This window comes from Acinetobacter beijerinckii CIP 110307 (assembly GCF_000369005.1).
In the GTDB taxonomy this organism is placed as follows: Bacteria; Pseudomonadota; Gammaproteobacteria; order Pseudomonadales; family Moraxellaceae; genus Acinetobacter; species Acinetobacter beijerinckii.
Genome location: NZ_KB849764.1, coordinates 536,335 through 557,506, shown reverse-complemented (window position 1 = coordinate 557,506; position 21,172 = coordinate 536,335). Strand labels below are relative to the sequence as shown.

General features: G+C 38.8%; 24 protein-coding genes. 13 read left to right on the top strand and 11 right to left on the bottom strand.

What is annotated here, in order from left to right; translation table 11 throughout:
- Positions 1-161: 161 nt before the first annotated feature.
- Together murU and F933_RS04215 are read right to left on the bottom strand one after the other, a co-directional pair.
- Positions 162-851 (bottom strand): N-acetylmuramate alpha-1-phosphate uridylyltransferase MurU, encoded by a 690-nt coding sequence (gene murU, locus F933_RS04220; protein ID WP_005058792.1) that lies wholly within the window; start codon positions 849-851, stop codon positions 162-164.
- Positions 851-1,864, bottom strand: coding sequence for an aminoglycoside phosphotransferase family protein (locus F933_RS04215; RefSeq protein ID WP_005058790.1), 1,014 nt, complete (start codon positions 1,862-1,864; stop codon positions 851-853). The genes murU and F933_RS04215 overlap by 1 nt, the downstream gene beginning before the upstream one ends.
- 118 nt (positions 1,865-1,982) lie before the next feature.
- Here F933_RS04215 and F933_RS04210 point away from each other — a divergent pair, with 118 nt between their 5' ends.
- Complete coding sequence (locus F933_RS04210; RefSeq protein ID WP_005058788.1) at positions 1,983-4,448, top strand: LPS-assembly protein LptD; 2,466 nt, start codon at positions 1,983-1,985, stop codon at positions 4,446-4,448.
- Positions 4,448-5,761 (top strand): peptidylprolyl isomerase, encoded by a 1,314-nt coding sequence (locus tag F933_RS04205; protein WP_005058786.1) that lies wholly within the window; start codon positions 4,448-4,450, stop codon positions 5,759-5,761. Before F933_RS04210 ends, F933_RS04205 begins: the two co-directional genes overlap by 1 nt.
- A gap of 90 nt (positions 5,762-5,851) precedes the next feature.
- Here the strand turns inward: F933_RS04205 and fba are convergent, their stop codons facing one another.
- The 3 genes from fba to F933_RS04190 form a co-directional block, all read right to left on the bottom strand.
- The gene (gene fba, locus F933_RS04200; protein WP_005053772.1) at positions 5,852-6,889 is read right to left on the bottom strand and encodes a class II fructose-bisphosphate aldolase; all 1,038 of its coding nucleotides are present in this window, start codon (positions 6,887-6,889) and stop codon (positions 5,852-5,854) included.
- A 204-nt stretch (positions 6,890-7,093) separates the two neighbouring features.
- Positions 7,094-8,245, bottom strand: a complete 1,152-nt coding sequence (gene rhlB / locus F933_RS04195; RefSeq protein ID WP_005053771.1) for an ATP-dependent RNA helicase RhlB — start codon at positions 8,243-8,245, stop codon at positions 7,094-7,096.
- A 101-nt stretch (positions 8,246-8,346) separates the two neighbouring features.
- Complete coding sequence (locus F933_RS04190) at positions 8,347-8,559, bottom strand: cold-shock protein (RefSeq protein WP_004653893.1); 213 nt, start codon at positions 8,557-8,559, stop codon at positions 8,347-8,349.
- Positions 8,560-8,915: 356 nt separating this feature from the next.
- Here F933_RS04190 and F933_RS04185 point away from each other — a divergent pair, with 356 nt between their 5' ends.
- From F933_RS04185 to F933_RS04165, 5 genes are all read left to right on the top strand, one after another.
- Positions 8,916-9,155, top strand: coding sequence for a sulfurtransferase TusA family protein (locus F933_RS04185; RefSeq protein WP_034710381.1), 240 nt, complete (start codon positions 8,916-8,918; stop codon positions 9,153-9,155).
- Between the two features lie 131 nt (positions 9,156-9,286).
- A complete protein-coding gene (gene rpoH / locus F933_RS04180) occupies positions 9,287-10,156 on the top strand; it encodes an RNA polymerase sigma factor RpoH (RefSeq protein WP_005058780.1) in 870 nt (289 codons plus the stop codon).
- Positions 10,157-10,263: 107 nt separating this feature from the next.
- Positions 10,264-10,629, top strand: a complete 366-nt coding sequence (locus tag F933_RS04175; RefSeq protein ID WP_004806592.1) for a DUF423 domain-containing protein — start codon at positions 10,264-10,266, stop codon at positions 10,627-10,629.
- A gap of 9 nt (positions 10,630-10,638) precedes the next feature.
- Positions 10,639-10,836: a sulfur carrier protein ThiS gene (thiS, locus tag F933_RS04170; protein WP_005058778.1), complete on the top strand. Its 198-nt coding sequence runs from the start codon at positions 10,639-10,641 to the stop codon at positions 10,834-10,836.
- A 23-nt stretch (positions 10,837-10,859) separates the two neighbouring features.
- Complete coding sequence (locus F933_RS04165) at positions 10,860-11,645, top strand: thiazole synthase (protein WP_004639328.1); 786 nt, start codon at positions 10,860-10,862, stop codon at positions 11,643-11,645.
- A gap of 91 nt (positions 11,646-11,736) precedes the next feature.
- Here the strand turns inward: F933_RS04165 and F933_RS04160 are convergent, their stop codons facing one another.
- The 5 genes from F933_RS04160 to yaaA are packed head-to-tail and all read right to left on the bottom strand — an operon-like array spanning position 11,737 to position 14,188.
- Complete coding sequence (locus F933_RS04160; RefSeq protein ID WP_005058775.1) at positions 11,737-12,207, bottom strand: barstar family protein; 471 nt, start codon at positions 12,205-12,207, stop codon at positions 11,737-11,739.
- 3 nt (positions 12,208-12,210) lie between these two features.
- Positions 12,211-12,474, bottom strand: coding sequence for a hypothetical protein (locus F933_RS04155; protein WP_005058773.1), 264 nt, complete (start codon positions 12,472-12,474; stop codon positions 12,211-12,213).
- A 19-nt stretch (positions 12,475-12,493) separates the two neighbouring features.
- A complete protein-coding gene (locus F933_RS04150) occupies positions 12,494-13,111 on the bottom strand; it encodes an HD domain-containing protein (RefSeq protein WP_005058770.1) in 618 nt (205 codons plus the stop codon).
- 9 nt (positions 13,112-13,120) lie between these two features.
- Positions 13,121-13,384 (bottom strand): hypothetical protein, encoded by a 264-nt coding sequence (locus tag F933_RS04145; RefSeq protein WP_005058768.1) that lies wholly within the window; start codon positions 13,382-13,384, stop codon positions 13,121-13,123.
- Positions 13,385-13,405: 21 nt separating this feature from the next.
- Positions 13,406-14,188, bottom strand: coding sequence for a peroxide stress protein YaaA (yaaA, locus tag F933_RS04140; protein WP_005058766.1), 783 nt, complete (start codon positions 14,186-14,188; stop codon positions 13,406-13,408).
- Positions 14,189-14,312: 124 nt separating this feature from the next.
- Between yaaA and F933_RS04135 the strand changes: the two genes are divergently transcribed.
- Both F933_RS04135 and F933_RS04130 read left to right on the top strand, forming a co-directional pair.
- Positions 14,313-14,942, top strand: coding sequence for an alpha/beta hydrolase (locus F933_RS04135; protein WP_005058764.1), 630 nt, complete (start codon positions 14,313-14,315; stop codon positions 14,940-14,942).
- 93 nt (positions 14,943-15,035) lie between these two features.
- Positions 15,036-16,106 (top strand): hypothetical protein, encoded by a 1,071-nt coding sequence (locus tag F933_RS04130; RefSeq protein WP_005058763.1) that lies wholly within the window; start codon positions 15,036-15,038, stop codon positions 16,104-16,106.
- Here F933_RS04130 and rtcR read toward each other — a convergent pair whose 3' ends face one another.
- On the bottom strand, positions 16,107-17,708 hold the full coding sequence (gene rtcR / locus F933_RS04125; RefSeq protein WP_005058762.1) for an RNA repair transcriptional activator RtcR: 1,602 nt from the start codon (positions 17,706-17,708) through the stop codon (positions 16,107-16,109). It lies immediately after the preceding gene.
- Between the two features lie 67 nt (positions 17,709-17,775).
- Between rtcR and F933_RS04120 the strand changes: the two genes are divergently transcribed.
- The 4 genes from F933_RS04120 (at position 17,776) to F933_RS04105 (ending at position 21,164) form a co-directional block, all read left to right on the top strand.
- Entirely contained in the window at positions 17,776-18,738 is a 963-nt protein-coding gene (locus F933_RS04120) for a ribonuclease Z (RefSeq protein ID WP_005058759.1), read from the top strand.
- A 297-nt stretch (positions 18,739-19,035) separates the two neighbouring features.
- A complete protein-coding gene (locus tag F933_RS04115; RefSeq protein ID WP_005058757.1) occupies positions 19,036-20,307 on the top strand; it encodes an RtcB family protein in 1,272 nt (423 codons plus the stop codon).
- A gap of 2 nt (positions 20,308-20,309) precedes the next feature.
- Positions 20,310-20,693, top strand: coding sequence for a DUF7684 family protein (locus F933_RS04110; RefSeq protein ID WP_005058756.1), 384 nt, complete (start codon positions 20,310-20,312; stop codon positions 20,691-20,693).
- Positions 20,694-20,705: 12 nt separating this feature from the next.
- A complete protein-coding gene (locus tag F933_RS04105; protein ID WP_005058755.1) occupies positions 20,706-21,164 on the top strand; it encodes a DIP1984 family protein in 459 nt (152 codons plus the stop codon).
- Positions 21,165-21,172: the final 8 nt, after the last annotated feature.

Below are 21,172 nucleotides of genomic sequence, written 5' to 3'. Positions count from 1 at the left end.
CTCGATAAACTTGCCGTGCAGTATACCGATTTCTGATACAAGGCACAGTAGGACTTGTTGAACGATTATGCAGTTAAACATATACAAACATGATAAACTGCACAATCCATTAGTTTTTTGTCTTTTCTTTTGCAAATCAAAGCGACACAAAGCATTTTTTATTATGCAAATGCATTCTGCTTGATTTGCTGATCTAGCTGTTCTAAACGCTCAGGCGTACCAACATCAACCCATATTGCTTGCATCTTTTCAGCGGAAACTTGCTTTTGCAGCATTGCTTGTTTGAGTAATGGCGCTAAAGGTCTTTTACCCTGTTCCAAACCGCTAAACATTTTTGGCGCCAGTATAGCAATACCGCTATAAGTTAAAGCTTCGCCCATTTGTTCTTGCTCAAATGTATAAGCCAAACCATTCGACAACACAAAATCACCTTTCAAATGCTGTGGGGGATTTTCCACCAACACCAAATGCGCTTGTTGATCGCCCAGCTGAACATTTAACAATGAAGAAAAATTCATTGTGGTCCAGACATCACCATTGACTAGAATAAAAGGTTGATCACCCAACAATGGCAAGGCATTAATAATGCCACCTGCTGTTTCTAAGCCTTCGCCTTCGTGTGACCATAAAATTGTTACGCCAAATTGAGAACCATCACCGAGAGCATCAACAAGTTTATCGCCCAACCAAGCAGTATTGATTACAATTTCAGTCACACCCACCGCTTTTAGTTTTTCAATATGCCAAACAATCAGTGGTTTCCCTCCCACTTCAAGCAGCGGTTTAGGTGTGTGCAAAGTTAAAGGACGCATTCGATTGCCCAAACCTGCAGCAAGAATCATGGCTTTCATTATGCTGCAACCTCGTAACTGCCATACTTCACAATAAACTTTGGCATAACCACTTCACGAATAAACTGCATAAAGTCATTCAGTTCATAATAGCCTTGGCTTTCTTCAAGTAAATACCACATTACGCGAGGTAAATCTTTGAGGTAGCCAGATTTACCATCACGCTCAAACAGACGAACAAAGATACCCAAAATTTTCAGGTGGCGTTGAATTGCCATCAAATCTGCATCTCGTTTGAATTGCTCGAAACTACGGTTTTGTTTCGCAGTTGCTGGCAATAAGTTATAAAACACCTCAAACCATTCATACACGCGCGCGGCATTCCACTGCACATAGGCATCACGCGTAATCGAGATAAGATCGTAGGTATCAGCACCAATCACCGCATCTTGAAAATCAATCACACCTAAGGCTTGCTCATTGTCAATTTTCATTAAATTACGACTATGAAAATCACGATGCACAATCACTTGAGGCTGATTTGTTGCTTCAATAGCTAAGAAATCAAAAGCCTGTTCAATCGTTTCCAATTGCTGCTCTGTTGGTTGAATGTCTAATGAAGGCAGCATCCAATCCGTTAGAAGTCGCATCTCAGTCATTAACTTTTCATAAGAGTAAGTTGGCAATTTTGCATGGCCGTCAATTTGCTGTAATTCGATGAGTTGCTTAAAGCTCTGCGCATAGTATTGATCGACTGTTTCATCATTGAGTAAGGTTGATAAAACAACATCCCCAAAATCCTCTAACAAGAGCAATCCTAGTGTTAAGTCTTTAGCAATGATGTGCGGAACACGCACACCATTTTTGTCAAAAAACTCATCTATGTTTACGAATGGCACACAATCTTCTTTTTCAGGCGGCGCATCCATCAGCATATATGTTTTGTTTTGTAACTTAATTCGCGCATAGCGGCGAAAGCTTGCATCTCCAGCCAAAAAGCTGATCTCAAATTGATCAGATTGTAGAGTGGCTTGAAGCCAAGTTTGTATCAATTGTTCACGTTGTGTATTCATTTGCAATAAAATCTAAAACTAGCTGAGATTTTGAAAGCTTAAGTGTAGCCACTTATCAACTTTTTCTCTATGATGCGACAATAATTAATTGTGAATTAGCGTATTGGTTAATGAGACAATGAAACATCAGTTTAAATTTAATCCTTTAGCAACAGCTATTTTGACACTCTTATGTGGCGGCTCGATTCAATCAGGTTTCGCGGCTACGACTGGTGCTGTCTCTACGCTTGACAACAAACAGCTCAAAGCAGCAATTCCTCAAACTCAAAACCAAGAAAGTTATCCTGGTGAAAGTTTTTTTCAGCAATATTATGTAGATAAAACAGCTCCTGAAGCACAACTACGTGACAATCGCTATTTAAGCTCCTCTTTTTGCCAAGGAACTTGGGTCACCCCGATCAATCCTGAAACAAAAGCAGGTGACACAAGCACCACAACCTCGGTCATAACTGCTGATTATGGGCATTACAATCCAACGGGTGATTCTGTCCTAAAAGGTAATGTTGTTATTGATCAAGAAGGTCGGACGATTCGTGCAGATCAAGTCACCATCGATTCGACTCAAATGCATGCAAATGCTGAAGGACGTGTACAGCTTGCTCAATCAGGTTTGCTTACCCAAAGCGATGCGATTAAATACAATTTAAAAACCCAGACTGGCGATTTAAATAATAGCTTTTACATCTCTGAGCAACAGCATGCGCATGGTCATGCAAGTCAAATCAAACGAGAAAGCGAAAATTTAGTTATTTTAAAAGATGCGAGCTATACCGCCTGTCCACCAGAACAAAAACCAGCTTGGAAAATTCAAGCAAAACAAATTGAGTTAAATCAAGATACTGGTCGCGGTGTAACACGTGGTACAAAACTTTATGTAAAAGATGTACCTATTCTGGCAGTACCTTATTTCAACTTCCCTATCGATGATCGTCGCACCACAGGTATGTTAAGCCCGAATTTTGGCTATAGTAACGATGGTGGCGCTCAACTAACCGTTCCTGTTTATCTTAACTTAGCACCAAATTATGACTTAACACTCACACCAAGCTATATGAGCAAACGTGGTGTGAAGATGGATGCTGAATTTAGATATATGACTGAAAACTTCGGTTCTGGTCGAATTTGGGGTGGTTTTTTACCGAATGATGATGAATATGACAATAAAGATCGTGACGACCTTCATTTCATTCATAATTGGCAAATCAATCAACAATGGTCTACAAATTTAGAATTTAACAGCGCATCAGATAAAGATTATTTTTCAGATTTTAACTCAAGTCCAAATACGAAAACCGATTTGAATTTACGTCGTGCATGGGAGCTAAACTACAAAAATGGTATTCCTGGACTTAAAGCACAATTAAAAGTTGAAGACTTCCAAACGCTCGATAAAACCATTGCTGATAAAGATAAGCCTTACGCGAGACTTCCACAATTTTTATTAAATTATGTCACTGGTGATCCTCAAGGACTTCAGTACGAATTTAATAATGACACAGCTTACTTTAAAAAATCGATTAGCGATGGTTCTGCTTTGGAATCAAGTGGTACACGTATCTACAATCAATTTGCCGTTCGATATAATTATTTAACACCATCTTGGTTTTATGTTGTCCCTGAAGTATCTGTTCGTAGCATTAATACATTTTACGATCAAGATACAAAAGAAGGACTCGGTTATTCTGCATCTGATGATTTAGAAAAATCTGTTGTGGTTCCGCAATTTACATTAGCGACTGGCATAACTTTTGAAAAAGATGGTAAATACCTTCAAAGCATTTCACCTCGTGCTTTTTATGCCTACTCACCGTATAAAAACCAAGAAGATCATCCAAACTTCGATTCCACTACTGCATCTATTAGCTATGATCAATTGTTCAACCCATACCGATTCTATGGACATGACCGTTTAGATGACAACAATTTCCTATCCCTCGGCGTAACCTATAGTCTATTAGATACAGAAGGTTTAGAACGAATCAAAGCAAGTGTTGGACAAAGCTATTATTTCAGCGATCGCCGTGTGTCTCTAAATCAGGAACCTGATGAATTTGACACACAGCGTCGCACGGGCCCAATTGTCAGCTTATCTAGTCAACTCAACCAAAACTTTACGATTGCAGCCAATTCTGCATGGATGTCAAATGGTGATAACGCCCAAAGAGACTTCCAAGCATATTATGTTGGTGACAAAGGTAACTTATATAACGTGGGTTACTTCTATCGCAAAGACATTCCTGATAGACAAAACTCTTATGATCAAGCTGTTGCATCGTTTATACAACCTGTAAAAGACAATTGGCGTATTATGGGTCATGCGCAATACGACCTAGACAACAATGTGATGCGTGAATATTTACTCGGTGTAAATTACGAGTCATGCTGTTGGGCTGTATCTGTCTATGGTCGTTCATACTATAACGACTTGGACGATCCAAACGCTCCAGATGTTCGCAAAAAGAATGCTGTTATGGCCGAATTTACCCTAAAAGGTTTAGGTGCTTTAAATAATAAGCTAGCATCTCTTCTTGAGAATAGAGTTTTAGGTTTCAACAAAATTAATCAATCTTGGACACAACGTTAATGAAGATAAAACCAATTCACCATATCTTTAAAGCGACTGTTCTCGCTGCCCTAATTTCTTCATCAATGCAAATCTTTGCTCAACCTACGGATGAGGTTGTTGCTATTGTAGATAGTAGTGTCATTCTTAAAAGCGATCTAGAACAAGGCGTTGCTGAAACAGAACATCAGCTTAAAGCACAAAACAAAACTGTTCCACCGCAACAGTATTTACAAATGCAAGTTTTAGATCAACTGATTATTCGCCAAGCTCAATTAGAGCAAGTTAAACGTTACGGCATCAAACCAGACGAAAAAAGCTTAAATGCCGCTGTGTTAAAAGTGGCAAACCAATCAGGTGCCAATAGTTTAGAAGCATTTCAACAAAAATTAGATGCCATTGCACCCGGTACATATGAAAACCTACGCAATCGTGTTGCAGAAGACTTAGCAATTGGTCGTTTACGTCAACAACAAGTCATGTCACGCATTAAAATCAGTGATCATGATGTTGAAAATTTCTTAAACTCTCCAGAAGGTCAAGCTGCACTAGGCACTCAAGTTCATGTTATTCACATGCGTATTTCTGGTGAAAACGAATCTGAAGTTCAAAAAGTAGCTCAAGAGGTTAAGCAATCTCTTAACTCCAATGATGATGCGAAATCGATTAGTTCAAAACTATCCACTTCTGCTGTTAAAGTTGATGGTGCAGATATGGGTTTCCGTTCATTATCTGAAATACCAACTGAACTTGCTGCTCGCATTACACCGCTGAAAGTGGGTCAGACGACAGAACTGATTAATGTTCGTGATGGAACACATGTATTAAAACTTATTGAACGCAAACAGAACGATCAAAAAGCATTAGTTTCACAATTCCAAACACGTCACATCCTTATTCAACCATCTGAGGTTGTCACTTTAGATCGTGCCAAGCAGATGATTGACAATCTTTATAATCGCGTAAAAGCAGGAGAAGATTTTTCAACTTTAGCAGCGACCTATTCAAATGACACAGGTTCAGCACGTGATGGCGGTAGTTTAGGCTGGGTAAGTCCTGGTGTTATGGTGCCTGAATTTGAACAAGTCATGAAAGAAACACCTGTTGGGCAAGTCAGCAAACCATTCCAAAGTCAATTTGGTTGGCATATTCTTCAAGTTACGGACACCCGCCAACAAGATATGACCAAAGAAGTTCAAGAAAGAATGGCTCGTCAAATTCTTGGCGAACGCCAATTTGACACCGAAGTGGATAGTTGGGCTCGTGAACTTCGTGCTAATGCTTATGTGGAAATTAAAGACGTAAACTTAGATTCTAAAGCGAAACAAAACTAAATAATGAAAAAATGCCAGTTTTAATTCTGGCATTTTTCTTAAGAAGTTTCATAAAAAATAGCGGCAATTGCCGCTATTTTTTTAACTAAATTATTTGTAACGATCAACCATTTGTTCTAAAGAAATAGGGCGAATCTTGTCAGCATTACCTGCTGTACCAAATGCCTCATAGCGTGCAATACAAATATCTTTCATTGCTTCAACGGTTTCACCAAAGAATTTACGTGGATCAAATTCACTTGGTTTTTCCGCCATCATACGACGCATCGCACCAGTAGAAGCCAAACGTAAATCTGTATCGATATTAATCTTACGAACACCGTGCTTGATCGCTTCTACAAGCTGATCTACAGGTACACCATAAGTTTCTTTAATATCACCACCATATTGGTTAATAATCGCCAACCATTCTTGTGGTACAGAGCTTGAACCATGCATTACAAGATGCGTGTTTGGCAGTGCAGCATGAATTTCTTTAATACGGTCAATTGCCAAGATATCGCCTGTAGGTGGACGAGTGAACTTGTACGCACCATGAGAAGTACCCACAGCAATCGCTAAAGCATCAACATCAGTATCCGCAACAAATTGAGTTGCTTCTTCAACAGATGTTAATAACTGAGAGTGGTCAAGCACACCTTCTGCACCAACACCATCTTCTTCACCAGCCATACCAGTTTCAAGGCTACCTAAGCAACCAATCTCACCTTCAACTGAAACACCGCAAGCATGTGCCATAGCGACAACACGACGAGTTACATCAACGTTGTAATCATATGAAGTAGGCGTTTTACCATCCGCACCCAACGAACCATCCATCATAACTGAGCTAAAACCCAATTGGATAGAGCGCTGACATACATCAGGACTTGTACCATGATCTTGATGCATTACCACTGGAATATGTGGCCATTCTTCAATCGCAGCTAAAATAAGATGACGCAAGAATGGTGCGCCTGCATATTTACGCGCACCAGCCGAAGCTTGCACAATCACAGGTGAATTCGTTGCATCTGCCGCGAGCATAATTGCACGCATTTGTTCTAAATTGTTTACGTTAAACGCTGGTACGCCGTAGTTATGTTCTGCAGCGTGATCCAAGAGCTGGCGCATTGAAATTAGAGCCATAATATCCTCCCAGGTAATGCGGCATATTCTACATGTTGATTTACTTCAATTCAGCAACTAATCGCAGGATTTCCAAAAAAATCATGAATCTTTTGTGTAATTTGGTTATCAATTCACTTTAGCCATAAAAAAGACCAAATCTTTTAATGATTTGGTCTAGATATTTACAATACACTGAGTTTAGAGAATGAAAGTCTAACGTTATTAACAATAACCTTCCAAACGAGTGAGTGGTAATTTTTTACCAATCGCCTTTTCAATTTCAGGTAGATAAAAAGCATCATCTTCCGATAAAAAGCTAATACTGACACCTTGTGAACCAGCTCGCCCAGTACGCCCAATACGATGAACATAATCATCAGATTGCTCAGGCAAAGTATAATTAATCACATGGGAGACGCCATCCACATGAATTCCACGACCCGCAACATCAGTTGCAATCATGACGTTATTCTTGCCTTGTTTGAATTGATCTAACATTTTTAAACGTTTATCTTGTGCAATTTCGCCAGATAGCATTCCAACTTTATAACCATCACGTTTTAAATGATCATATAAACGGCGCACTTGATCACGACGATTTGCAAAAATCATGACTTTATCAATTGGCTCATCACGAAGAATTTCTTGCAATAATTTATATTTATCTTCTTTTGCAACAACATAAACACGTTGCTCTACATCAATACTGGTTTTTTGATCAGGTTCGATTTCAACTGTTACAGGTTCAAATAACCACTGTCTAGCGAGGTTTAGAACATCGTAGCTAAATGTTGCGGAAAACAGCAATGTCTGACGCTGCTCTTTAAACGGCGAATAGCGAACAATTCGTTTTACTGATGGAATAAAGCCCATATCAAGCAAACGATCTGCTTCATCAATCACTAAAAATTCAATTTTATCTAACCAAACTTCTTTTTGTTCAACAAAATCGATTAAGCGACCCGGTGTAGCGACAATAATGTCAACAAAACCTCGATCTAACAACTTCTTTTGTTTATCAAAATCAACACCGCCCAAAAGTGTAACAACACTCAGATCAGTGAATTTAGTCAAGCCTTGAGCATCACTTTCAATTTGCAAAGCGAGTTCACGAGTTGGCGCCAATATCAAAGCACGCGGTTCACCCCGATAACGCTGCTCTGTCACAGGATTATTTAATAAATCATTAATTACACTAATCAGAAAAGCAGCTGTTTTTCCTGTACCAGTCTGCGCTCGACCAATCGCATCATGCCCTGCTAATGTATATTTTAAAACCTTTTGTTGGATTGGGGTCATTTGTGTAAAACCCAAAGCATCAATCGCTTTTTTTAACTGCGGATGTAAATTTAAGGTTTCAAAACCAGATGTCATATATGCTCTCGGACCATCAATGATCAAAAGAAAGTGGGTATTATAAACAAAAACGCCCCAAATTACATTGGGGCGTTTTTATATTGCTTTAAAGCAACAAATTAGTCTAAAGGCTGAACGTTTTCAGCTTGGAAACCTTTTTGTCCTTGAACTACGCTGAATTCAACGCGTTGGCCGTCACGTAAAGAACGGTGACCGTCACCCATAATTGCGCGGAAATGAACAAATACGTCATCGCCACCATTACGCTGAATAAAACCAAAGCCTTTAGTGTCGTTAAACCACTTTACTACGCCTTGTTCACGAGCTGTCATAAGTCAATCCTCAGATATTGAAAGATAAGGACCTTCCGGTGTTGCAAACAGCAGAGCCAACAAGGTTTTAAAATTTTTTATAATTTTAAAGCTTGTAATCATTCTGTAAAACTATCAACAATTTCCGGTTACATCCATTTGTTATAGGTTTATTACGATAAAATCGTATAACATGTATCCTAAAACGCATCGAGCTTAACATGGGTTTATGATAATTAATAGATTTATTTTAAGTTATTTCCGATAGTTCTAGCTGTTTTATAGAATATTTTAGCTGTTTTATTGATGAAATTTTTATCTCAAAAATTACGCCAATTTTTGCTAAAATAGTGATGAATGAAATAATTGAAAAGTATATGACCGAAACATTAAATTTACCTCTAATTATTGATGCATTAGGACAACCTTGCCCTATGCCTTTACTCATGCTGAAACGCGCCATGAAAAAAGACATTAGTGTGAAACAATATTTGTTGAAGTCATCTGATCCTCATAGTGAGATTGATGTAACACGATATTGCCAAATTCAGCAACTTCATTGCCTGACTCAGAAAATTTCAGACAATGAATTTCACTATTTAATTGAATCTATGTAATTCTTTGATAAACTCTTGCTAAAGAAAATATTGTTAAATTTACATTTTTATACTCAAATTTCCTTAGTGATGAAGCACATTCACATTAAGATGAAATTATTGACTCAAACACCATCCTATAAGGAGACTCCATGACTACTGACAGCAGCAATCAATTGATGCCCCTGTCATTGTCTGCGCCAGGCGTAAACCTTGGTGCATATATCAGTACTGTCAATCAAATTCCAATTCTAACGGCCGAGCAGGAAAAAGAACTTGCTGAGCGTTATTATTATGACCAAGATCTTGATGCTGCCAAACTATTGGTAATGTCACACTTACGCTTTGTTGTGCATATTGCACGTAGCTATGCAGGTTACGGATTGCCACAAGGCGATCTCATTCAAGAAGGCAACCTTGGATTAATGAAAGCGGTAAAACGCTTCGATCCTAATATGGGTGTCCGTCTAGTTTCTTTTGCAGTTCACTGGATTAAAGCTGAAATACATGAATATGTGATTCGTAACTGGCGTATTGTCAAAATCGCAACGACCAAGGCACAACGTAAATTATTCTTTAACTTACGTAGTCTTAAAAAATCAAGTAAAAAGCTGACATTAGCGGAAGCTCAATCTATTGCGAATGACCTAAATGTTACGCCAGAGCAAGTACTCGAAATGGAAGGTCGATTAACCGCCTATGATGCTGCTTTTGAAGCTCAAGGCGATGATGATGATGACACTCCACATACTGCTCCTGCGCTTTACTTAGAAGATAGCCGTTACGACCCTGCTCGACTTGTCGAAGAAGAGGATTACGAACAGCAAAGTACCTCTGCTTTGCATGAGGCAATGGATCAACTTGATGATCGCTCACGTAATATTTTACAGCGTCGTTGGTTGGACGATGACAAATCAACCTTGCATGAACTAGCTGCTGAATATAACGTTTCAGCTGAACGTATTCGCCAGCTTGAAAAAAATGCAATGGAAAAAATCAAAACCGCTATGTCTGCAAGTTAAAACCGAATCAAACAAAAGGGCTTTAAAGCCCTTTTGTTTTATCTGGCTTTGTTTAAGCATCCGAATATGTTAACTTTGCTCATCAAATTTCCAGTTCCATTATCATTATGTGGATAGCTATCTCGGCGCTTAACCTTGCGCTTGCAGTTATGTTGGGTGCTTTCGGTGCTCATGGACTCAAATCTTTTGCAACCCCAGAACAACTTACTTGGTGGGGTACAGCAACTCAATACTTTTTCTATCATGCGATTGGTTTGCTTATCTTGGGTGTCCTGCATAAAACCACAGCAACTTTTCCAATAAAAATTCCTTTTATTTTGATCCAAATTGGTATCATCTTTTTCTGCGGTTCGTTGTACATTATGGCGCTCGGCCTACCTCGCATTTTAGGTGCGATTACACCCATTGGCGGTGCGTTTATGATAGCGGGCTGGCTGTTACTCGCATGGCAAGCAATCAAGCATGCGAAATAAGGATTGATCATGCACATCTATTTAAATGGCGAGTCAACAAACACGTCTTGTGAAAACCTTCAGCAATTGATTCAGAATTTAGCCTTAGAAGGCAAACGCTTTGCTGTAGAAAAGAATCAACAGATTATTCCGAAAAGTAGACTTGAGCAAACAACAATTGCTCCTGAAGATCGTATTGAAATTATTCAAGCTGTTGGTGGCGGCTAATCGGCTAAAAATGGAGTAGGCCCATGCAAGATTCCCCTTTAATTATTGGTTCACGTACTTTCCAATCTCGTCTACTGGTCGGAACTGGTAAGTATAAAGATCTCAATGAAACTGATTTAGCCATTCAAGCCAGTGGTGCTGAAATTGTCACCGTTGCAATTCGTCGTGTAAACATTGGTCAGCATGCCGATCAACCAAATCTGCTTTCTGTGATTCCACCTGAGAAATACACAATCCTGCCAAATACCGCAGGTTGCTTTGATGCAGATAGCGCGATTCGGACTTGTATGCTAGCCCGTGAACTACTCGATGGTCACAATCTAGTGAAGCTAGAAGTGCTCGGTGATGAAAAAACCTTATATCCAAATGTAACCGCAACGCTTAAAGCAGCGCAAACCTTGATTGATGATGGCTTTGAAATCATGGTCTATACCTCGGATGATCCGATTGTTGCGCAAGAACTTGAAAGTATGGGCTGTGTTGCGATCATGCCTTTGGGCAGTTTGATTGGTTCTGGTCTTGGTATTTTGAATCCACACACCATTTCCATCATCAAAGAAAATGCAAAAGTCCCTGTTTTAGTGGATGCTGGTGTGGGTACAGCCAGTGACGCTGCTATTGCAATGGAACTTGGTTGTGACGGCGTATTAATGAATACGGCGATTGCAGCAGCACAAAACCCAATTTTGATGGCTTCTGCGATGAAAAAAGCAGTTGAAGCAGGTCGTGAAGCGTTTTTAGCAGGTCGTATGCCGCGTAAGCGTATGGCGAATGCAAGCTCGCCTGAGACTGGGTATTTCTTTAAATAATCTATTAAAAAATAGTAGTGGGAGTGATTACTTTAAATAAAGCTCCCCATATTTCTTCTTCAATTAATTTCTACTAGATTCTATAATATTTTTAATCAATTAATTGTAATTTAGAATATTGACTTAGTATCTCTAAAAGCACCTCAAGATCATTTTTATCATCGAAATATTCTTTTGAAAATGAGAAATTTATCCATTTAATCCTCAAAACACCTTTTAATTCATTTAAGCCACCAGTTAGGGCATCACTTAAAGAATCAAAGCAGCCTCCAAAATATCCCAAAATACCATTAACCTCCTCTCCTAAATGGCACAAAAAATCCTGCTTTGAAATAATATATTTACCATCCAGCTCAACTTGCTCACTCAATTCCATCACACTTTCAGGTCTGGTGGCTATATGGTAATAACCCACCCTTAAATATGCGATTTTTTTACTTTTACTTAAACTAAACCAATATTGACGATCTATTCTATTTTCACAGAATAAAAGTACGACCTCTTTAAGAAAATCTAGTGAAATAAAATCATCATTTTTAAAATTACTGACCAAATGAATCACGCTCTAATCCTTAGAAATTTCAAAAAAGACAGGAAAAATAGAATACTTTAAGAAGTCAGCATTATTTTTATAAAAAACAAACTCCAACTCCATACTGTCAGTTGTTTTAAAATTAGATACTCTCAACTGTATTTTTTCAGTAAAAAAAACATCTACAGCATTATTATTCACAACTACATAATTAAACGCATCAACTGATAAAAAATTATTATTTCTTTCTAGATCTCCTGGTGAAAGGTTAAAAATATTAACTTTAAAATTCAACACAATTATATCATCCACTATTTCATAATTTAAAGACAGCAAGATTTATTATAGCTCTCTGCTCAAAGTTCTGTTGAAAGTATTCCGTTTGATACAGAGGTTCAGCCTGATAAAAATGCGTTAGAACTTCTTTTCTTTTAATCGAATAAACATCAGGATCTACCCAAGCATATTCCTGTTGAATCTGCTGCTCATACTCCGCAAAACGCTCTGGTGAAGCAGCTAGAATGGCCAAATCAATATCCAGTAAAAACTGTAAATCCAACTCATCTGTCGATGCATGCTTTTGCGTCGCAACAATCCATCGCTTTATTTTTTGGACAATATCAACTGATAAATCTTGAGCCAAATAATATTCAAGCAGCTCAGCACTTTTCAACTCGTTATCTTTCGCTTGCGGATCATAAACTGCATCATGGAACCAGAGCGCCAATGCAACTGCATAAGCATCTTTTAAATCAGGTTGAATCGAATCAAGTAAAACCAGACATTCATACAAATGCTGAACAGTATGATAAGCCCGCTGCTTTTCACTGTAGGCAGCAATCAACTTATTAAAAACTTTCTGCGGTTCAGAGAAATGGTAGTGATGATGCAGCTCGAACCATGATTTTTCTAATACAGTTAAATATTGCTGCATTGCTCATCCTTATTGGATTTCTTTATTCAGCCATTTTGCCAATGATTCAGCATCTTTACGCTCTAAAAAAAGCTGATACAAGGTACAGGAACCAAACTCATGCTTCAGTTCCTGTTGGCGCATAGGGTGATTACCAAATCGAAACCGTCGAGTACCATCTCGGTCTAAAGGCAATGCATACACTCCATAACTTCGAGGTTCTGTCAAATGTCCTTTAACTTTAACTTGATCAGACGATATTGCGTGTTTTAATAAATATTCTTTGGTTAACATCCCACCCTGCCCAAGGCAAATCTAAGCTGCGTGTTGCTCATCTCGCTTAAAGACCAATTCTTTATTCGATGAACTTTCAGCATCAAAGTAATACCCTTCACTATCAAATGCTTTTAATTGTTCTACTTGGCTTAATTTGTTTTCAATCAAGTATCTTGCCATCAGACCACGCGCTTTTTTCGCATAGAAACTAATGACTTTATATTTCCCGTTCTTTTGATCCAAAAATACAGGCTTAATAATTTCTGCCTGAATATTCTTTTCATTTACCGATTTATAATATTCGTCAGAGGCTAAATTTACCAATATTTTCGAATCAATTTTAGCTAAATCTTGGTTAATTTGGTCGGTAATAATGCTTCCCCAAAACTCATATAAATTATGACCACGGCTATTCTTTAATTTAGTACCCATTTCTAAACGATACGGCATCATCAAATCCAACGGACGCAATAAACCATAAAGACCAGACAGCATACGTAAATGCTGTTGGGCAAAATCAATATCTTGGTCTTTTAGATGATAAGCATCTAAACCGGTATACACATCACCTTTAAATGCAAACAAGGCCTGACGTGCATTGGAAAAATCAAAATCTGCATTCCAGTCACGGAAACGCTCTACATTTAAATTGGCAATTTTCTCGCTCACGGTCATCAACGATGCAATTTCTGTTGCCGAAAGTTTGCGACACACATCGATCAGCTGTTGTGATTGCTCTAATAAACGAGGCTGTGTATATGTATCAGTCGGTAAAGCAGTTTCATAATCTAGTGTTTTAGCAGGAGAAATTAAAGCAAGCATAATCAATCAAAATAAAATTATCTTGGTGAAACTATAACAGTTGATAATTTTTAATGCCAATTCGTGTTCTCGTTCAGTTTTATCGGTAAAATAGTGGATTCTTCCATTATCCATTGCGTATCTTATGTCTGAGCAATTATTCATCCAAGGTCCTATTGGTCAAATTGAAATGTTTGTCGATCAACCCCAAGGTGAAATCACAGGTTTTGCTGTCGTTTGCCACCCACATCCTTTACAAGGTGGAACACCTCATCATAAAGTCCCTGTCCTATTGGCTCAGATTTTTAATGAAATGGGATGTGTGGTTTATCGTCCTAGCTTCCGTGGTTTACAGGGTAGCGAAGGTACACATGATCAAGGTCATGGCGAAACTGATGATATTATGGCTGTGATTGAATATGCCCGTGCTAAACATGCAGGTTTAACTTTCTATGCAGGTGGTTTTAGTTTCGGTTCTCATGTATTAGCTAAATGCCAAGCACAACTCAGTGAAGAATTACGTCCAAAACAATTAGTGCTCTGCGGACTACCAACTGGCTCAGTAGTGGATTTACGCCACTACACAACTCCTGCAATTGACGGCGATATCTTATTTGTTCACGGTGAGCAGGATGATATTACCCTGCTCTCAGATATGATTGCTTGGGCAAAACCACAAAAACATCCGATCACAATTTTGCCAGGCGCCAATCATTTCTTTACAGGTTATCTAAAACAGTTGCGTCAAGTCATTGCTCGTTTTTTAAAACTGTAGACTTAACAACAAATTACTAAGAAAAATATACGTGTTTTGAATCGAATGTCTGTTATATCAGTATAGATGTACAGACATTCGGGTTCTTTAATAATGAAATTAAATAAAAAACAGGGACTTTTTTTAAAGCAAACCATTGAACATTGGCAACAACAAGGCACGATTACGCCTGATGTTGCCAATAAGTTAAATCAGAGTTTTTCGATTCGGTCTTTTGACTGGGAGCGGCTAGCAAAGTATTCATTCTGGATCTCGATGATTTGTACAGTGATCGCAATAGCCGCTATCACACTTGATGATTACTTGATGAGGTTGATTGAAAAAATCTTTATTGATTCCAAAATCATTCCTTGTCTGATTTTCGCTGCGGTTGCTGCAGCTTTTTATGGCTTTGCCTATCGTCGACGCAAAACCAAACCCTTACATCAATTTAGCAATGAAGCGATTATTTTTGCAGGCGTGCTTTCTACGGCAGCATCCGTCGCCTATTTCGGTCAAGTGATTGATACAGGCAGTGGGCATTTCTCTTTGCTATTCTTGCTCTCCACCATTATTTATGCAGCACTTGCCTTCTGGTTCCCTTCTAAACTGATCTGGTTATTTTCCTTACTTTCAATCGGGTCATGGTTTGGGACGGAAACTGGCTATATGTCGGGTTGGGGAGCATATTACCTAGGCATGAACTTTCCTTTACGTTTTGTCTTTTTTGGCGGCGTATTGATTGGTTTAAGCTTGCTGTTTAAACGCTATACGCATTTTAGAGACTTCGCCCATTCAACTTATGTCATGGGACTGCTCTATCTATTTATTGCCTTATGGATTCTCTCAATCTTTGGCAATTATGGTGATTTGAATAGCTGGTATAACGTTAAACAATATGAACTCTTGCACTGGGGTGTGCTCTTCGCATTTATTGCCATCATTGCAATTATCTATGGTTTAAAACATGATGATGCTACATCACGTGGTTTTGGTATCACCTTCTTATTTATTAATCTCTACACCAAGTATTTTGAGTTCTTTTGGAATGGCATGCACAAAGCCATTTTCTTTATCTTGCTCGCTGCATCTTTCTGGTGGATTGGCCGACACGCCGAAAAACTTTGGAACTTAGAGTTTCTACCTAGCCAATCCCAAATAAAGAAAGATCATCCAGCTGAATAATTACTGAAAATCACTCCAACTCAAGCCAAACCGAGCCAAATACTTTTTTACTCGGTCGCTGTCATTGGTGGTATTACGTTGCTGGCGTGAAGCAGCAAATAGCTGACGTCCAGCATCAGCCATCGACTTGGCATTTTCACAAACTTGGAGTACTCCACGTAGTTGAATCTGATCAAACTCATCGATTTCACTCAACTGCGTTTGATCTAAATATTTAAGGAGAATATCTACATCTTTAGAATGATTTTGTTTGGCTTGAATCGACCACAACTGTTTTAAACGCTGAATCTCTTTTTCAACCGTTTCAGAACGAATCAACTCACCAGTGGATAGCGTTGCTAATCGGGTGACACTGGCGGTTAAATCTCGGAAATTCCCCTGCCAAGATGCTTCTTTAGACTTGGCAAATTTCAAATATACATCAAGGGCATCACGTTGAAATCGTAATTGACGCTGATGATTTACAGCAAAACGTTGCAACTCAAATTCAATATTCGGGGCAATATCTTCTATTCGATCTTTAAGATTGGGTAAAAAGAAAGTCCATGTATTCAACCTCGCCCATAAATCCTCACGAAAGCGACCTTCTTGTACCTCTGTTCTCAGGTCTTTATTTGTCCCTGCAATCAACTGAAAATCTGCCTGAACCTCTTTATCACTTCCGACTGGAAAAAAAGATTTATCTTCAAGCGCTTTAAGTAACATCGCTTGCTCATCCAACCCAAGCTCCCCTATTTCATCCAGAAATAAAATACCTTGATCAGCACTTTTTAATAAGCCTGTTCTTGAAGCCGCTGCCCCTGTAAAAGCTCCTTTAATATGTCCAAATAAACTCGACATGGCACTATCACCACGCAGCGTCGCACAGTTCACATCAATAAAGCGGCCACTCAAATGAAACTTATCTTTCTTTAATTGAAATATTTGTTTAGCTAAATGTGATTTACCCACCCCTGTTGCCCCCATAATCAAAATCGGAGCGCTTGACCGTGTCGCCACTAGCTCAACCTCCGTGATCAGTTGATTAAATTCGGGGTTATAGGTTGAAATATTGGCTTTTAGTTGCTGCCAGTTTTGTTGCTGCTCATCTTCAAAACGCTGTTTTAGAACATCATAGCGAGACAAATCCAGATCAATGATGCGATATTCACCTTCTAGCGTTTTCTGTTGATTGGGTGCACTTTGAATCAGCTTGGCTGGCAAATAATTGGCATCGACCAATAGATACCAACAGATTTGAGCAACGTGTGTGCCTGTAGTGATATGCAAAAGATAGTCATTTTTCTCAGTATCAAAGGGATAACTTTTTACAAAGTCATATAGCGCACCATAAACCTCGGCAAAATCCCAAGGATCACGAATACTCACTCGATGACCTGACACGGTAGTCAATGGAGAAACATGCTGTGCATCTTCAGCAATAAACTTGACCAAATTATGGTGTTGCCGATCATGCAATAATACCAGTACATCCACAATCAAATCTTCATGCATCAGAAGGCTCAAAGTCGGACGCCAGCGTTGCCATCGATCAGGACGCTTTCCTTGATCTAAGGTAGAGCCCACAAAGCCAATGACGACAGTTTTCTTTGCATTCAGCATAATTTCTATAATATTTTATATATGTCTATCAGATACAATACGCAATTCGATGAAAAATTCCAACAATATGCTTCATTTTACTTTTTTAGGTACATCTTCAGGTGTACCCACACTCACTCGTAATGTTTCGGGTTTAGCGATACGAAACAGTAAAAACAAAGACTGGATTTTGGTCGATGCAGGTGAAGGCACACAACACCGTATTCAACAAGCCAAACTTTCTTTAAAAAATCTGATTGCGGTCTGTATTACCCATGTACATGGCGATCATTGTTATGGGTTGGTCGGCTTATTGGCAAGTGCTGGCATGGATGCACGTACTGCTCCCATAACGATTATCGCCCCCAAAGAAATTCAAAAATGGTTTGAAGCAACTACAGAACTCACCGATCTCCACCTTCCGTATCCGCTCAACTTTATTGATGTGAATGAGGCTACTCAAATACAGCCATTGACGGATGAACTTTCAATTCAAGCTCACCCACTTAGCCATCGAGTACCAAGCTTTGCATTTAGTATTATCACGCAATACACTCAAAAGAAATTAGACACACAGGCTTTAATTCAACTTGGTGTACCTAAAGATAAAGCTTGGGGTGATTTGCAACAAGGTAAAGATATCCAATTCAATGATCAAACCTTAAAAGCGAGTGATTTTATTCAAACGCATATACAGCGCGTTCACGCGATAGTGGGTGGTGACAATGATCAGCCTGAGTTATTAGCTCAGTCATGTCAAGATGCTCAACTATTGATTCATGAAAGCACCTACACTCAAGCAGTTCTGGATAAAGTGGGTCAAGGTCCAATGCATAGTTCAGCAAAAATGGTGGCTGAATTTGCTCAGCAGCAAGGATTAGGCAATCTCATTCTCACGCACTTTAGTCCGCGACATCAAGATAGTGCTGGGCAGCAAGCGATCGCCGAGGAGGTCAGAGCGTTTTACAAAGGTAATTTTTATTTAGCTCATGATTTTGATCAATTTAGCTTAGATGAAAATGGTCAACTCTTAAAAATTGATAAAACCTAATACACCTCCTGTTATGCGATCTATCTGTAAAATTCAAGAATAGATCACATATCCTTTAAGATATATTTATATCTATATAAATATATTTTTTATATAAAAAATATACCCCAATATTTCAACCCAGAGTAGAATAAATTTTATTTTATATTATTATCAATAACATATAATAATTTTGATTTGCTTTTTAAAACATTGGCACAGTCACTGCAATAGTATAAGCACACAACATCATTCGGATCTTGTGAATAACACCTGCCTGCAAACGCTTGGCAGGCAGGCTTTGAAAGGAAAATGAAAATGTCTGTCGTTGAACAAATCAACCAACAAGCTCAATTTGAACAAGAACAGCAACAACGTGCTTATCAAGTTCTAAAAAATGAAAAAAGTATGCCTGTAAAAATGTGGACCAAAGGTGTTCTTGTTGATGACAACTCAAAACAACAATTACTACAAACTGCCCAAATGCCATTTATTTATAAATGGATGGCAGTAATGCCAGACGTACACTTTGGTTTAGGGGCAACCATTGGAAGTGTAATTCCAACCAAAGGCGCGATTATTCCCGCGGCTGTTGGCGTCGATATCGGCTGTGGAATGATGGCCACTCGAACCAGCTTAACCGCCTCTGATTTACCAGATAACTTACACGGATTACGTACTGAACTTGAACGTTTAATTCCTCATGGAATGACTAAAGGCCGAGGACGAGATCGTGGGTCTTGGGAAAACCCACCTGAAATGGTGGATCAGGCTTGGGCGGACTTAGTGGCTGATTTTGAGTTGATTTGTGCAAAGCACCCTCGCCTTAAAAACACCAACAACCGCAAGCAATTGGGAACTTTAGGGACGGGAAATCACTTCGTCGAAGTCTGTTTAGATGAGCATGATCACGTTTGGATTATGTTGCACTCAGGTTCTCGTGGTGTCGGTAATGCCATCGGCAACCATTTTATTGAGCTCGCACGCAAAGATATGCAGAAACACTTTATTAACTTACCCAATAAAGATTTGGCGTATTTAGTTGAAGGAACTGAGCATTTTGATGATTACTGGTTTGCTGTAGGTTGGGCACAACGCTTTGCCATGAAAAATCGTGAAATCATGATGCAATTAGCTATTAAAGCTTTAGCAACAATTATTCCAAAACCATTTAATGCAAAATTGGAAGCGGTGAACTGTCACCATAATTATGTGGAAAAGGAAGAACATTATGGCGAAGAAGTGATGGTCACTCGTAAAGGTGCTGTCAGCGCCAAACTTGGACAATATGGAATTATCCCAGGTTCAATGGGTGCCAAGTCCTTTATTGTTCGCGGTCTTGGAAATCAGGAGTCATTTTGCTCATGTTCACATGGTGCAGGACGCGTGATGAGCCGTGCTGAAGCAAAACGTCGATTCACTGTTGAAGATCAGATTGCGCAGACTGAAGGTGTGGAATGCCGTAAAGATGCTGCTGTTATTGATGAAATTCCTTCAGCTTATAAACCGATTGAAGATGTCATGAAAGCACAGCAGGATTTGGTTGAAGTGGTTTATACATTGAGACAAGTAGTGTGTGTTAAGGGGTAATCATGGAGAAGAATTGTTTAGATATTGAAACCTATAAAATCAGGGTGAATGAAAGAACTGATCTAGTTCTACCTGAGCAATCCTACTACATCATCTTAGTTGTGAATACTAATCAGATTTTACCTGAATGGCGTAATCAGCTTTGTGAACAGATTGTCTATTCAAAACGATGCATTCAAGCAATGGTTACAGGACATGAATGTTCTATTTGGGACGATGTTTTAGACGAGACATATGTGGCTTTTTATAACAATGAACCGCCAATTGATACCTGTTTTATGACCACTTGGCATGAGAATGAAACTTTAGATGAAGTTATTGAGTTTGCAAAAATCGGGATGCAATTGGAAAGTATTTCAAAATTAATCATTGTACAGATTGAATAAAAGGTAAATAAAATGAAACTCGCAGAAACACTTTTACTTCGAAGCGATCAACAAAAAAAACTCGCTTCATTAAAACAACGGATCAATGCCAATGTATTGGTACAAGACGGCGATGAACCCAGTGAAGATCCAAATGAACTGATCAAACAGGTATTTGCTTTAACCCAAGAAAGCAATCAATTGATTTGTCGTATTCATTTGACCAATGCGCAAGCCAGGTTGGAGGATGGCAAAATTCTGCTGTCCCTATTAAGCTTGCGTGATAGTTATGCTGAACAGCATAAGATTCTGATTAATGCGATTGCGAATACCCATCGTGAACCCGACCGTTATAGCGCTCGTGAAATCAAGTGGCAGAAAGTTATCCCAGTTTCTAGTTTACAAAAACAAGCCGATGATATCAGCGCGAAATTACGCGATTTAAATATCAAAATTCAGGCAGCCAATTGGCAGATTGATTTAGTCAAATAGACAACAAA

Coding starts and splice junctions, on each gene's coding strand:
- murU (WP_005058792.1), bottom strand. CDS start 851: ATGAAAGCCATGATTCTTGCTGCAGGTTTGGGCAATCGAATGCGTCCT.
- F933_RS04215 (WP_005058790.1), bottom strand. CDS start 1,864: ATGAATACACAACGTGAACAATTGATACAAACTTGGCTTCAAGCCACT.
- F933_RS04210 (WP_005058788.1), top strand. CDS start 1,983: ATGAAACATCAGTTTAAATTTAATCCTTTAGCAACAGCTATTTTGACA.
- F933_RS04205 (WP_005058786.1), top strand. CDS start 4,448: ATGAAGATAAAACCAATTCACCATATCTTTAAAGCGACTGTTCTCGCT.
- fba (WP_005053772.1), bottom strand. CDS start 6,889: ATGGCTCTAATTTCAATGCGCCAGCTCTTGGATCACGCTGCAGAACAT.
- rhlB (WP_005053771.1), bottom strand. CDS start 8,245: ATGACATCTGGTTTTGAAACCTTAAATTTACATCCGCAGTTAAAAAAA.
- F933_RS04190 (WP_004653893.1), bottom strand. CDS start 8,559: ATGACAGCTCGTGAACAAGGCGTAGTAAAGTGGTTTAACGACACTAAA.
- F933_RS04185 (WP_034710381.1), top strand. CDS start 8,916: ATGACCGAAACATTAAATTTACCTCTAATTATTGATGCATTAGGACAA.
- rpoH (WP_005058780.1), top strand. CDS start 9,287: ATGACTACTGACAGCAGCAATCAATTGATGCCCCTGTCATTGTCTGCG.
- F933_RS04175 (WP_004806592.1), top strand. CDS start 10,264: ATGTGGATAGCTATCTCGGCGCTTAACCTTGCGCTTGCAGTTATGTTG.
- thiS (WP_005058778.1), top strand. CDS start 10,639: ATGCACATCTATTTAAATGGCGAGTCAACAAACACGTCTTGTGAAAAC.
- F933_RS04165 (WP_004639328.1), top strand. CDS start 10,860: ATGCAAGATTCCCCTTTAATTATTGGTTCACGTACTTTCCAATCTCGT.
- F933_RS04150 (WP_005058770.1), bottom strand. CDS start 13,111: ATGCAGCAATATTTAACTGTATTAGAAAAATCATGGTTCGAGCTGCAT.
- F933_RS04145 (WP_005058768.1), bottom strand. CDS start 13,384: ATGTTAACCAAAGAATATTTATTAAAACACGCAATATCGTCTGATCAA.
- yaaA (WP_005058766.1), bottom strand. CDS start 14,188: ATGCTTGCTTTAATTTCTCCTGCTAAAACACTAGATTATGAAACTGCT.
- F933_RS04135 (WP_005058764.1), top strand. CDS start 14,313: ATGTCTGAGCAATTATTCATCCAAGGTCCTATTGGTCAAATTGAAATG.
- F933_RS04130 (WP_005058763.1), top strand. CDS start 15,036: ATGAAATTAAATAAAAAACAGGGACTTTTTTTAAAGCAAACCATTGAA.
- rtcR (WP_005058762.1), bottom strand. CDS start 17,708: ATGCTGAATGCAAAGAAAACTGTCGTCATTGGCTTTGTGGGCTCTACC.
- F933_RS04120 (WP_005058759.1), top strand. CDS start 17,776: ATGCTTCATTTTACTTTTTTAGGTACATCTTCAGGTGTACCCACACTC.
- F933_RS04115 (WP_005058757.1), top strand. CDS start 19,036: ATGTCTGTCGTTGAACAAATCAACCAACAAGCTCAATTTGAACAAGAA.
- F933_RS04110 (WP_005058756.1), top strand. CDS start 20,310: ATGGAGAAGAATTGTTTAGATATTGAAACCTATAAAATCAGGGTGAAT.
- F933_RS04105 (WP_005058755.1), top strand. CDS start 20,706: ATGAAACTCGCAGAAACACTTTTACTTCGAAGCGATCAACAAAAAAAA.